This window comes from Pseudomonas sp. B34(2017) (assembly GCF_002112915.1).
Lineage (GTDB): Bacteria > Pseudomonadota > Gammaproteobacteria > Pseudomonadales > Pseudomonadaceae > Aquipseudomonas > Aquipseudomonas pharyngis.
Genome location: NZ_NEJA01000011.1, coordinates 14,831 through 28,951 on the forward strand (window position 1 = coordinate 14,831; position 14,121 = coordinate 28,951).

The 14,121-nt window shown below is 64.2% G+C and carries 3 protein-coding genes; 1 reads left to right on the forward strand and 2 read right to left on the reverse strand.

What is annotated here, in order from left to right:
- Positions 1-113 precede the first annotated feature (113 nt).
- The gene (locus CAF80_RS27890; protein WP_085668242.1) at positions 114-12,626 is read left to right on the forward strand and encodes a filamentous haemagglutinin family protein; all 12,513 of its coding nucleotides are present in this window, start codon (positions 114-116) and stop codon (positions 12,624-12,626) included.
- Between the two features lie 78 nt (positions 12,627-12,704).
- On the opposite strand, the gene CAF80_RS27895 is transcribed toward CAF80_RS27890, so the two are convergent.
- Positions 12,705-12,899, reverse strand: a complete 195-nt coding sequence (locus tag CAF80_RS27895) for a stability determinant (RefSeq protein WP_085668257.1) — start codon at positions 12,897-12,899, stop codon at positions 12,705-12,707.
- Between the two features lie 253 nt (positions 12,900-13,152).
- Positions 13,153-14,100: a transporter gene (locus tag CAF80_RS27900; RefSeq protein WP_074690261.1), complete on the reverse strand. Its 948-nt coding sequence runs from the start codon at positions 14,098-14,100 to the stop codon at positions 13,153-13,155.
- Positions 14,101-14,121 lie beyond the last annotated feature (21 nt).

Below are 14,121 nucleotides of genomic sequence, written 5' to 3' on the forward strand. Positions count from 1 at the left end.
TGAAGTTTGTGTGACATCCGTTCGGTCGCGGCCCCCGCCAACCGCCTATGTCGTAACAGCAGGGGCAAGCCGACCTGCGGCCTCGTGTGGCAAACAAAAAGGATCTCGTAGTGATGCTCGCTCGCCCATCCCGTCGCAGTACCCGTGTTCAGCCTCAGCAGCGCATGGCCGCCGATCCGGCGCTGTGGTTGCTCAAGCCCCTGGCGCAGGCGATTGCCTTGTGCCTGGTGGCGGGCAGTGCCGAGGCGGCGACCACCTTCAGCTCGGGATGGTTTGCCGCCAAGGGCGCGGCGCAACAGGCCGCCGCAGCGCGCCCGAGCGTCGGCGGATTGCCGGGGATGACGCCACCGCTGGCGCAGCAGCAAAAGGCCAACCAGCAGTTGCAGCGCTCGATTCAAACGCTGAACAACACCGTAGCCGCGATTGCGGCGCAACAGGCGGCGCAGGCGGCCGGTCGTGCGGCGGCACTGGGCACGGTGCAGTTTGTGCCTGACGGTCTGGGCGAGGGCGGCCTGAAGGTCGACAACAGCCTCACGCAGGGTTGGCAGAACGCCAAAGGCCCGCAGCAGACTCAGGCCGACGGCAAGACCACGGTGAAGATCGAGCAGACCGCCGACAAGGCGATCCTCAACTGGGAGACCTTCAACGTCGGGCGCAACACCACGGTCGAGTTCGCCCAGCAGTCGAACTGGGCGGTGCTCAACCGGGTCAACGATCCGAATGCGCGGGCCAGCCAGATTCAGGGCCAGATCAAGGGTGATGGCACGGTGATGCTGATCAACCGCAACGGCATCGTGTTCAGCGGCACCAGCCAGGTCAACGTGCGCAACCTGGTCGCGGCGGCAGCCAACATTACTGATATTCAGTTCCGCGATCGCGGCCTGTATTTCGACAGCACCGGCAGTCAGCCGACGTTCACCGAGGCGGCCGGCAAAGTGCTGGTGGAGCGCGGTGCGTCCATCGAAACGGCGCGGCCGGCCAAATCCACGGATGCCGGCGGCTATGCCTTGCTGCTCGGCAGCGAAGTGCAGAACGACGGCAGCATCAACACCGCCAAGGGCCAGACCGTGCTCGGCGCAGGCGATCGCTTTTACATCCGCAAAGGCTCGGGCACTGAAGGCAACGCCTTCTCCACGACGTTCGGCAACGAAGTCACGCCGGGCTTCAAGACCGGCAGTGCTGCCGGCAAGGTCAGCAACAACGGTCTGATTCAGGCCGCGACCGGCGACATCACCCTGACCGGCCACGAGGTCGTACAAAACGGCGTATTGCTGGCCAGCACCTCGGTCGCGACCCGCGGCACGATCCATTTGCTCAACCCGGCGACCGACGCTCAGGGCAGCGTGACGCTGGGGCAGGGCAGCGCGACGGCGATCCTGCTTGACAGCAGTGACCTGACGGCCCTCGACAGTCAGCATCAGGCGGCGCTGACCGGCGTGACGCCCAACAACAGGATTCGCAGCGACCAGTCACGCGTCGACATCCAGAGCGGCGGCAGCGTCGAGTTCCAGAGCGGCTCGATCACCCTGGCCACCGGCGGGCAAGTGGCGGTGGCGGCGCAGCGTCGCAGTCTGGTGCGAGACGGCGCATTGATCGATGTCTCCGGTGCCATCGGCGTGAAAGTCGCGATGGAATCCAACAGCATCAAGATCAACGTCCAGGGCAACGAGCAGCGCGATGCTTCGGTCAATCGCGATAAAGGTGCGCTCAACAGCAATGACATCTGGGTCGATGTGCGCGAACTGGTCTACGTCCCGGCCGGCACCAACGGCTACGCCACGGATCGCTGGTACACGGCGGGCGGTCTGCTGGAGGTCGGCGGCTATCTCGGCACCCAGGGCCACCGCATCGGCGAATGGATGGCCCAGGGCGGGATGGTGAGTTTTGCCGGCAATGACGTGGTGACCGAGAAGGGCTCGCTGATCAATCTGTCCGGCGGCACGCTGGATGTACAAAGCGGCGAGATTCGCCAGAGCTGGCTGCGTGGGGCCGACGGGCGCCTGTATGAAGTCTCCAAAGCGCCTGGGGATCTGCTTTACACCGGACTGTACAAGGGCTATGAAGACAGCAGTGAGCGCTGGGGCCAGACGAGTTATTACTACAACCCGTTGATTGCGCCGTCCAGTCGTCGGGAATCGGGTTACACCGTGGGTCGCGATGCCGGGCAACTGGTGATCGGCACCCGCAACGCCGTGCTCGAAGGTCAGTTGCTCGGCGAGGTTTATCAAGGCGAGCGCCAGACCCAGGCCCCGCGTGCGGTGCTCGATGGCTATGCGCAGAGTCAGACGGCGCTGGCGCGGCGCGGGCAGTTGATTGTCGGCAGTTACGACCCGGCGTACGTGGCGGCGTCCGGTGGTTTGCTCTATGGGCTCAATCCGTTGTTCGATCAGGTGCAGATCGGCGGCGAGCGGCCGGCTGAAGGCAATGATCGGGATCTGACCGGCGCTGTATCCGATGCGCGCGACGGCAAGCTGTTTCTCGATGCCGGGCAACTCAGCGACTGGCAACCGGGCGCACTGAAAGTGGCGGCCAAAGAACGGATCGACGTCCAAGGTGCCGTCACCGTCGACAAGGGTGGCGACATCACCCTTTACGGGCCGCAGGTGCAGGTCAACGCAAACCTGACCGCGCGCGGCGGCAGCCTGCACCTGGGCAACGTGCTCAATCAGCTCAACACCGATCGCCTCACCGACACCCGGCTCGTCGCACCGACCGGCAAGGCCACCCGCGTGAGCGTGGCTGAAGGGGCACAACTGGACACGCGCGGTCTGTGGAGCAACCTGCGCACCAACCCGGATGATGCCGCAAGCCTGGCGTATCTGGACGGTGGCGTGGTGTCGATCCGCAGCAGCGGCGATATCGAAATCGGTGCGGGCAGTCTGCTGGACGTGTCTTCCGGCGGAGCGATTCTGGCCAACGGCAAGACTCGCGGTGGCAAGGGTGGTGATGTGACGCTGGAGTCCAGCGCCTTGTCCGCGCCGGGTGACAGCCACCTGACCCTGGACGGCCAACTGCGCGGTTACGGTGTTTCCGGCGGTGGCCGACTGCTGATACAGGCGGGCGACATCCTCATCGGCCAGTCCGATAAACCCCTCGTCAACAACACATTGCATCTGCAACCGGATCTGTTCGACAAAGGCTTCTCTGACTACAGCCTTATCGGCCTCGATCGCCTCGACGTGGCGGACAACACCCGCGTTGAAGTGTTGATGCCGGTCTACCGTTTTGGTGACACGGCCGCGAATCAGGTCAGTGGCATCGCGCCAGGGCAGGCGCTGGAGTTGTGGACGCCGACGCTTTATCAGGAAAACCCGCTCAAGGCGCAACTGACCCAGCGTACCGGCGCCAGCCTGGCTTTGCAGGCCGGTTCCAGCGAGATAGCTCTGGTCGATCCGACCCGCAACTCCCTGACTCTTGGCCAGGGCTCGCGGATCAGTGTCGATCCGGGGCAGCGCATCAATCTGCGCAGCGCCGGTCAGCTCACGGTCGATGGCCAGTTGAATGCGTGGGGCGGCACAATCGATATCCGCCAGCAGCAGTTCGGTTCGATCAATGTCGCCGATTCCTCGCAGACGGCGGACAAGCAAATCCACAACCGTTCCATCTGGATCGGCGAGCACGCGGTGCTGGATGTGGCCGGTCGCGTGGCCACCGGCATCGATGCGCTGGGAAGGGTGTATGGCCAGGTCGGCAAGGGCGGCTCGATCATCATCGGTGGTGAAACCGATGCGAAGAAAGCCACGGCCACGTCGGCCGATGCTTATGTGATTGTGCGAAGCGGTGCGCGACTGGAGGCTTCCGGCGCACAGGCGATGTTGGATATCGCCGGGCAGGGACCGACGCTGGTTGCCACGGATGGTGGACGAATTTCGCTGAGTTCCTACAACGGCCTGTTCATCGAAGGCGGCCTGCGTGCGGCGGCCGGTGGTGCCGGGGCGGCGGGCGGGCGACTGGACATTGCGCTGGAGACCCCGATTTATCTGCGCAGCGACGCGAGCAACGACGTTCGCGTGCCGCGCGAAATCGTCATCGGCCAGGACGCCGGCCCGTCGCAGTTGCCGGGCAGTCTGCAAGCGGGTGAAGCCGCCCCTGCGTTGCAATACGGACGTGCCCGTCTGGGCGCCGATCAGTTGATGTCCGGCGGGTTCGACAACCTGAGCGTGCTGAGCAACGGTCTGCTGTCGTTCGACGGCAACGTCGATCTGCACATGAATCAAAGCCTGAGCCTGTATGCCGGGGCCTTGTCGCTGGCCGACAGTTCGCAAAGCAATGCACGGATCAATCTGTCTGCGCCTTACGTGCGTCTGTCGGGTACGGGCAAGTATTCCGAGGCTCCCGGGGATATCCGGCCACGGGTGATGAACAATCCGACCACCGAAGTGGCGCCGGCACACTTCACCGCCACGGCAGATCTGCTGGATCTGGGCAACAGTCTGTCGTTCGGCACGGCCGGGGCAATCGTGCAGCTCGGCGGCCCGGCGCTGGAAGTCGGGCGGCGTGGTTTTGAACAGGTCACGCTCGACAGCCGAGGCGATCTGCGCTTTCTGGCACCCACCGGCAACGTCGAGAAAACCGAACTCTGGACACCGGGCGACCTGAACCTGCGTGCCGCGCAGATCTACCCCGCCAGCGATGTCACAGCCGAGGTGCGGGTGGGTTATCAGAGTGTCGAGCGTGACGCCAATCCTGAGCGGACACTGCGAATCAGCAGTTCCGGGGCCGCGCCTGCCGCGTTGCCTTACTCGGTCTTCGGCAATCTGACGCTGGCCGCTGCCCATATCGAGCAGGGCGGGGTGATCCGTGCGCCGCTGGGCATGATCAATCTGGGTGACAACCTGGTCCTCAACACCCGGACACTGCAACTGTTGCCAGGCAGCATGACTTCGGCCAGCGCAGCCGGGCTGGTCATGCCTTATGGCGGCACCACCGACGGCATCGACTATCGCTACAACGGCAAGTCCGTGCTGCTTCGAGGGATCACCGCCGAAACCGCTGGCGTGACGCTCACCTCGAAGTACGTCGATGTGCAAGGCGGTGCGTTGATCGACCTGTCGGGTGGCGGTGATTTGCGCGGTGCCGGTTTCGTATCCGGGCGTGGCGGTTCCACCGATGCCCGCTACAACCCGCTGGTGCGCAATGCCAGTGACGGCACCTTCAGCCTGCCTGGCCTGGCCAGCAACCCGGTATACGCCATCGTGCCGGGGAATCAGAGTGCTTATGCGCCGATGCTCGCCGAGGCGGGGGCGGTCGATCCGCGCATCGGCCAGCAGGTCACCATCGGGGCGGGCGTGCCGGGGCTGGCGGCGGGCACCTATACGTTGCTGCCCTCGACCTTTGCGCTGTTGCCGGGTGCCTTCCGGGTCGAGGTCAATGGCCAGGCGGCAGCGGGTGCAACCAACGCTGCACTGCCGCTGCGCAATGGTTCGTGGACGGGTTCGGGGCGGATGTCGATTGCCAATACCGGCCTGCGTGACAGCCTGGCGAGCCAGGTCATCCTGACATCCGCCGCCGTGCTGCGCCGTTACTCGCAGTACAACGAGACCTCTTTCAGTCAGTTCATCCAGAGCGATGCGACGCGCCGGGGCGTGCCACGGGCATTGGCGCCCATGGACGGCAAATCCCTGAGACTGAATCTGTCCCAGGGCGCCGCACCGGGTAACGCGCTGGATTTCAACGGTCAGGCGCTGTTCCAGCCCGCCACGGGAGGCGTCGTCGGGACGGCCGTGGTGCACGGCGCGCCCAACTTCGAAATTCTCGGCGCGGGACATTCGAGCACTGAAGGTTTTGCAGGTGTGTCGCTGTATGCCGGCAGCCTCAACGCGCTCAATGCCGGCCGCTTGACCCTCGGCGCGCAACCGACGATCGATTACAACACGTCGGGCAACATCATCGCGTTCAGCGGCGATACCTCAACGATTACCCTGCGTGAAGGTGCCGTGTTGTCGGCACCCGAAGTGCTGCTGCGCACCACCCGGACCGATGGCGGCATCAGCCTCGAAGCCGGCTCGGGCATCAACACTCTGGGGCGTGGCAACGCGCCTTACGATTCCAGCACCGGCTTCATCTACAAACCGGGTGCGGCGGGGTTGCTGGTGGTGTCGAACGGCTGGACCAATGTGCTGGCGCCAGAAGTGTCGGTCAGGACATCCGGCGCGGGTAACATTCTCATTGGCAGTTGCCCGACGACAACGTGCAACAACCCGACGCTGCTCTATTCCAACGGCAGCATAACCGCCGCCACTGACAAGCAATTCGAACTCGACGAATCGGTACGCTTCGGCACCCGTCATCTGACGCTGGCCGTGGGCTCGGTCAATGCCGGCAGTGCCGAGGCCTTGAGCGCCGCCGGCAACCGGGTGCCGACCGGTCTGACCCTGAACCAGAACGTCTTGAACCGCCTGTTGCGGGGCGATACACAGTTCGGCGCACCGGCGCTGGAAACCCTGAGCCTGACCAGCCGCGATGCGTTCAATTTTTACGGCAGTGTCAGCCTCGATACGCTGGACCCGCAGACGGGCATCAGCAAACTGCAAAACCTGATACTCAGCACTCCGGCCATTTACGGCCTGGGCGAAAGCGGCGACGTGGCATCCATTCGCACCGCCAATCTGATCTGGAACGGTGCGACTCAGGATCCGGGGTCGGTGATCACGGGCGGCGCCGGCACTGGCCAGGGCACGTTCGATATTCAGGCGCAACGGATCGAGTTCGGCTACGGCCCCAATCCGCAGGCCAGCGGTCTGGACCAGAACAAACGTCTGGTATTGGGTTTTGCCAACGTCAACCTCTCTGCCAGCGATCGCATCACCGCCAACCACAAGGGCAGCCTGGCGGTGTACCAGACGCAGGGCGCTTTCGATCCGGTCAACGGTTATGCCTACAGCGGCGGCAATCTCACGCTGCGTACGCCGTTGCTGACGGGGGAGTCGGGCTCGGTCAACCTGCTCAAGGCCGGAAACAATCTGACCCTGACGGGTGCCGGTACAGCGGCTGTCGCCAATGCGCTGGGAGCCGAATTGACCCTCGATGCGCGCAATGTCCTGCTGGACAGTCGCATCGCCCTGGCCAGCGGCAAACTGGTGGTCAAGTCCGAGGACGATCTGACCCTCGCCAGTGGCGCGTATCTGGACATGGCGGGTCGCACCTTGCCGTTCAACGATGTGAACAAGTACAGCTGGGGCGGCGATGTGGCGCTGTACAGCCGCGACGGCAACATTCGTCAGGCGGCGGGTTCGCGAATCGATCTGTCGGCGCAGAACAATCAGGCCGGTAACCTGAGTGCCGTGGCCCTGGCCGCCGATGCCGGCATGGTCGATCTGCAAGGCGATATCCTCGGTGCCAGCAGCGGCTATTACGATGCCGGCGGCACGTTGGTGCCGTACAAGGCCGGTGGCGTGGATATCCGCGCGCAGCACCTGAATGGCGACGCGAGCCAGCAGTTCGCGGCCCTCAATCAGCGCTTGAACGCGGGGCAGGTTTTCGGCAGCCGCAGCTTGCAGCTCAAGCAAGGCGATCTGTTGATCGGCGACGGGCTCAAGGCGGGCGAGGTCAATGTGTCGGTGGACAACGGCCAGCTGACAGTCGCTGGCCTGATCGATGCCGGCGGCGAGCGGGTCGGCAGTATTCGCCTGTCGGCGCAAAACGGCCTGACCGTCGCGGGAAATGCGGTGCTTGACGCCCATGGTCGTGTGCTGCGGGTCGACAGCTACGGCAAGATCATCGACGCACCGAACCGGGCGATGGTCGAACTCAACTCCGGACAAGGCGTGCTGACGCTCGGCGCCGGTGCGCGCATCGATTTGCGCCATGGCACCGAGGCCGTTCGCGGCACTCTGCCGGGGCAGTCCGACGGATTGCTGCGCGGTACGCTGGAGCTGAACGCGCCGCGTCTGGGGACGGGTGACATTGCCATCGATGCCGGCGGTGCGCTGAGTATTCAGGGAGCCCGCTCGATTGGCCTCAACGCCACGCGCCGCTATACCGATGCCAGCGACGGCACGGACCCGGCGGCCAGTGGACGCCCATATCAGGTGATCGATCAGGCGTACCTCGATCGCATCCACGGCGACAGCACGGCGTTCATCAACGCGGCGCTGGCCAACGGCAACTTGCTGAACAACAAACTGGCCGGTCTGAACAACGCCACTTATGCCGACGCCTTCCATCTACGGCCTGGGGTCGAGATCGCCAGTAAAACCGCCGACGGTGATCTGGTGGTGCAGGGTGATGTGGACCTGTCCGGTTACCGCTACGCCAGCCTGAATCCGCACACGCAGAAGACTTCGGTATACGGCTCGGGCGAGGCGGGCAACCTGGTGATCCGCGCGGGCGGCAACCTCGATATCCATGGCAGCCTCAACGACGGTTTCGCACCGCCGCCGGAGACCGTGGACGATGCCGGCTGGAAATTGCTGCCGGGGATTCAGCCGTTCGGCGGCGATCTGATCGTGCCGGGGGCGGGCGTTACGCTCGCGGACGGTACGGTGTTCCCGGTCGGCGCCACGTTGAACTACGACCTCCCGTTGCAAGCGACGACGCTGGCCAGCGGCACACTGTTGCCGACCGAGGCAACGCTGGCGGCACCTTACACCTTCGGCGCCGGCACGGTGCTCGCCGGCTCGGTTCGCGATGCTTCGGGCAACGTGCTGTATGCCGCCGGCACGCTGCTCGCCGACAGCGTGACTTTGCCCGCGGGCAGCCGGCTGGGAGCGGGTATCCGTTTGAATGACGCAACAGCGTTGCAAGCCCTGCGCTGGCCCAAAGGCGTGCCGCTGCCGGGCAGCGTCGAGGCCGGCGACGCCGGGGTCAAGGGCGTGCGCCTGAGCGGTTCGCTGGCCCTGTTGCGCGGCTCGCTGATTCCGTCGATGACCAATGTCGTACTGGCGGACGGTACGGCGTTCATCGAGTTGCGGCCATTGACCGGCACGACCCAGGGGCGCAATTGGGCGGTCGCCAGCCTGTTGCCGGCCGACAGCGCGTCGTGGTCGATGCGCGTGGTGGCGGGGGCCGACCTGAGCGCCGCGGACAGCCGGGCGATCAAGCCGGTGTCCAGCGATGGCCATCTGCGCCTGGCCGACACCCATTACGGTCTGACCGTGACAGAAAAACCACCGACCCTGGTCTGGGGCGAGGGCAACCTGGGCGGCTTCACGCCGGGTGACCCCGTCCCCGAGGATCAAATGATGTGGTGCGACTGGGCGCCGAACTCCTGTGTGCCGGCCCCGCGCTGGGTCTGGGCGCCGGACAACTGGATGGGCATGCCGCCTGGCTCGCCGATGACCGACGATGATGTACTCGCCTGGTGTGGTGCATTCCCGGAACTGTGCGTGGAGAACAAACCGGGTACCACGGTAAAGACCCACACACAGATGTTCAGCGTGCTGCGGACCGGCACCGGTGATCTGGACGTGCTCGCCGCCGGCGATCTGAGCATGGATTCGCCGTACGGCGTGTATACCGCCGGCACTCAGTCGCAAGACATCGATCCGCGCTTCAATCAGCCTCGCGGAAAACTGTCGGACAACGGCTCGGTGCTGGGCAGTGCCGGCGGTGACTACGAAAAATGGGTCAGTGGCAGTGACAGCCTGTATCAGGCCTGGTACCCGCAAATGGGCGGCAACCTGACCATCAATGCCGGCGGTTCGATTTCGGGCGATGTACTGGGGCGTCGCGGCTTGTCGCAAAACATGGACACCCGTGAGCAGGTTCCGAGTGTGGCCGTGGGCAACTGGCTCTGGCGTCAGGGCACCGGTAACAGTGATGTGCCGACGGCGTGGTGGATCAACTTCGGCAGCTATGCGACGCAACCGTTGCCGGATCAAAGTGTTGATACGGGCCCGTACCTGGTCGGTTTTACCGGTTTCGGCACCTTGGGCGGCGGCAATATCAGCCTGCGCGCCGGGGGCGATGCCGGCATGCTCAAGGCGATGGGCGACGCTAACAAAACCAACCTTTATCCGCGTGGGCAGGGGCTGGTCGTGGCGGTCGGCAGCACCGGGCGCGTGGGCAGCGATGGCAGCCTGCAATTGACCGGTGGCGGCGACATGGACATCCGCATTGGCGGATCGGTGAACCCGTCATTGCAGGCCCGGGCCGGAGAGAACGGCATCGGTGTCGCACAACACGACCTGCAAGGTGCATTGATCAACCTGCGCGGTGCCGCGCGACTGGCCGGCGGCGCGCTGGGCGGGATCAATCTGCAATATGGCGCCGCAGCCTCGACCCAGGATCCTCGTGAAGTGCGCCCGTTCGACCCGTTCACGTCCACGATGGGCAGCGCCTCCGGTGGGCTGGTGCTGATTCCGGGGGATTCGGGGATGAGCCTCAGCACGCGCGGCGATCTGGTGTTGGGCGGGGCGGCGGACCCGGGTCGGGTGCGGCTGCAGAACTCCACGCCGTTCACCACGGACGACGGTGTCGTCCATGAGGGGGGCGGCCTGACGGGCTTCTCGTTGTGGACCGATCACACCGCCATCGACCTGTTTTCGGCGGGAGGCAACCTGACACCGAGCACCCAACTGGGTGAAGTCACCGGTCAGGGCCCTGTCACCGGACGCAATACGTCGCCTACCGACGGACGCTTCGTGTACCCGTCGATCCTGCGGGCGGTGGCGGCGCAAGGTTCGATTTATGCCGGGCCTTCAGCGGTCTACAGCCAGGGCAGTGGAACGGTGCCGGCAACCGGGTATTCGCTGCTGCTGGCACCCTCCAGCACCGGGCAACTGGAGTTGCTGGCGCAGGACTCGATTTACGCGGGTGGCTATGCGATCAATCAGTCGGGCGCAAGTCCGCTGTCCATCGCCACACCGTTCGCGCCGGCCTTCAACGGGTACGGCAACAACACGTCGGCCACGCCGATCATGAGCAATCGCAACAGCGACGGGGTTTTGCCGGACAAGAATCTGCGCTATCCGTTATTCGCTTTCGGCGCCAACAGCTACTCGGGCTTGAGCGACGTCCAGACACCGGCGCGGTTCTACGCCTTGACCGGCGATCTGGTGGGCGTTCGCAGCGGTGAAACGCTGACGTTCAGCCTGTCGAAACGTACCTGGTACGAAGCCGCAGGCCCTGTCTGGATGCTGGCCGGGCGCGATATCGTGGCGTCCGGTACTTTCCTGGGCAGCCCAACGACCGTGCCTGGTGCCGAGATGGGCATAACACCGACAGAAAGCATCACCTCGACCGGCAACCTGTTCGTGCATGACGACCCAAGGGACGTGTCGCGGGTATCGGCAGGGCGGGACATCCTCTACAGCAGCTTCGACATCGCGGGCCCCGGCGTCCTGGATATCAATGCCGGGCGCAATATCCTGATGGAAGACCGCGCCAGCATCACCAGCCTTGGCTCATTGGTGGCCGGTGATCAGCGGCCGGGCGCCAGTGTGGTGTTGCAGGCCGGTGTGGGCGCGCAGGGGCCGGATTATTCGCGGTTCATCGCCCGGTACCTGAACCCGCAGAACCTCGCGGACCCGAACGCATCCCTCAACGGGCAACCGGGCAAAGTGGTCAAGACCTACCTCGACGAGCTGCAGAGCTGGCTGACCCTCGGCTACGGCTTCAGTGGCAACGCAGAGCAGGCGCAAGCCTTCTTTGCAGCGTTGCCAAGTGCCGAACAGGCGATCTTCGCCCGCCAGGTGTACTTCGCCGAATTGCGTGCTGGCGGCCTGGAATACAACGATGTCGACGGCCCGCGCACAGGCAGTTATCTGCGTGGTCGTAACGCTATTGCTTCGCTGTTCCCGACCACTGACGTGGCCGGAAACCCGATCCGCTACGACGGCGACATCACTCTTTACGGAGGCGCCGGGGTCAAGACCCTGTTCGGTGGCGATATCCAGATGCTCACGCCGGGCGGCGGTCAGGTGTTCGGCATCGAGGGTGCCGCGCCGCCGTCCACGGCAGGGATCATCACCCAAGGTTCGGGCAACATTCAGCTTTACTCCCAAGGCAGTATCTTGCTGGGGCAGAGCCGGATCATGACCACGTTCGGCGGCTCGATCCTCGGCTGGTCTGCCGAGGGCGACATCAACGCCGGTCGCGGTTCGAAAACCACCGTGGTCTACACCCCGCCGAAACGCGTGTACGACACCTGGGGCAACGTGACCCTGTCGCCATCGGTGCCGAGCACCGGCGCCGGTATCGCCACACTCAACCCGATTGCCGAAGTGGCGCCGGGGGACATCGACCTGATCGCGCCGCTGGGCACGATCGATGCGGGCGAGGCGGGGATTCGCGTCTCGGGCAACGTCAACATCGCCGCGCTGACGGTGGTCAACGCCGCCAACATCTCGGTGCAGGGCAAGGCGACCGGCGTGCCGGTGGTCTCGGCGGTCAACACCGGCGCAATCACTTCGGCCAGCTCCGCTGCGTCCTCGGCAACCCAGGCCGCGGAAGACGTCGCCCGTCAGCAGCAAGCCGCGTCGCGCCAGAACCAGGCTTCGGTGTTCACCGTGCAGGTACTGAGCTTCGGCAACGAACAACTGGCCCCGACCCGCGACGGCGCCAGCCGCGCGCCGACACCCGGCTACAACCCCAACAGCCCGGTGCAGGTGCTGGGCGCCGGGACGCTGGATGAACAGGCGAAACAGCAGCTGACCGAAGAGGAGCGGGGACAGCTGACGTTGTAAAGGACTCTCGTGTAGTACGCTTCGGGCGGCCGTTTGGCCGCCCTTTTTTATGTTGAAGATGTCAGCCAGTTGATCCATTCAAGCTGCAGCGCGGGGCTTCCTGCGTATCTCTTCCAGCATCTGGTCGAGCATTGCCATAACTTCATCATGGGGAATGCCAGGACTGGGATCATCCAATGCATCCTGTACCTCTGCACGAAACCAGTGATCGTAGCTCTCGGCCTCTTCTTCGGATTCGAAGTCAGAGTAAAACGGGGAAAGTAATAAGCTCATAGTGATCTCCGTGATCAATCTCGGCAGTTCAAGGGGGAATGGCCCATTGTCGTCACTGGCAGCCGATGTACCCCATGGGCCCTTGAAGAACCATGGAATAACGAAGCCCAGTATCTGCAAGCGCCCCTTTGAAATCTGCCGGACGTTTCCTCCCGTTGTCCGGCAATCTCGACCGCCGCTGTAGGCCTATTCCCGCTCTCTGCTTTTCAGGTTTCCAGCCTACAAATCCGCGCGCACCTTCCTACAAATGCACTCAGAACGCATACGGAATACTCACCTTCGCCCACAACATTTCCCCCTCTGGCCGGTTCTCCACGTCGAATTCCTTGGCCCAGCGGATCTCGGCGCTGGCGTACTTGAGGAAGGTGAAGTGCAGCGCCGGGCCGATGGCGAAGACCTTGCCGCGTACGCCGTCATCAACGTCCTGGCCGGCGAATTGCACGGTGTGGCCGAACTGTTTGTCGTCGGTGGTCTGCTTGAGGTAGTAGCCATTGATGCCGAGCATCAGGTCGTCGGTGATCTTGTAGCTGGCCGAGTAATCGAAGTGGAAGATCTGCCCGGATTTGTAGTCGGTGTCCTTGTTCTTCTCGTTGAAGCTGTAGGTGGTCTTCATCGACACCTCGGTGCGCTCGGTCGGCAGCCAGGTGAAGGAGAACAGCGGTTTGTAGGTGTAGAAGTTGTTGCTGGTGTTGGCCAGCCGGTCGACGCTGTATTCGCCAGTGGGCACGGTGATTTCAACAGCGGCGCCGAGGGTCAGGTCCTTGCCCATGTCCCACAGGATGATCGGCGCGATGGTGGTATCGCCCATGCCTTCGCGGGTGTCGCTCAGGCCGAACACCGAGACTTCCTGCTTGAGCCACGGCTGGGCGATGTAACCGGCCAGGCGCCCGCCGAAGATTCGTACCGGGCTCAGGTAATCGAGACGCGGGATGACGGCGGTGGATTCGATCTCGACATTCGGCACCTTGCCGCCGAACGAGCTGATGTTGAGCTTCCGAGCCTTGTAGTGGTTGTAGTAGAGGTTGAAGGCGACCATGTTCTCCGGAAGGCTGTCGACTTCCATCGGCAGCATGAAGAAGCCGTCGGTGCCGGGGCCGATGTTGTCGACGCCGGCTTCGGTGGCCAGCGCCGGCAGGGTCGCGGCGCAGCCGAGCAGGCTCAGCGCCAGTCGCACAGGGAATGTCGCGCGGTTCGGGGTCATGTCCGTCCTCATTATTATTGT

Excerpts from the sequence above, each read along its gene's own strand:
- CAF80_RS27895 (WP_085668257.1), bottom strand. The coding sequence starts at position 12,899 with ATGAGCTTATTACTTTCCCCGTTTTACTCTGACTTCGAATCCGAAGAA.
- CAF80_RS27900 (WP_074690261.1), bottom strand. The coding sequence starts at position 14,100 with ATGACCCCGAACCGCGCGACATTCCCTGTGCGACTGGCGCTGAGCCTG.
- CAF80_RS27890 (WP_085668242.1), top strand. The coding sequence starts at position 114 with ATGCTCGCTCGCCCATCCCGTCGCAGTACCCGTGTTCAGCCTCAGCAG.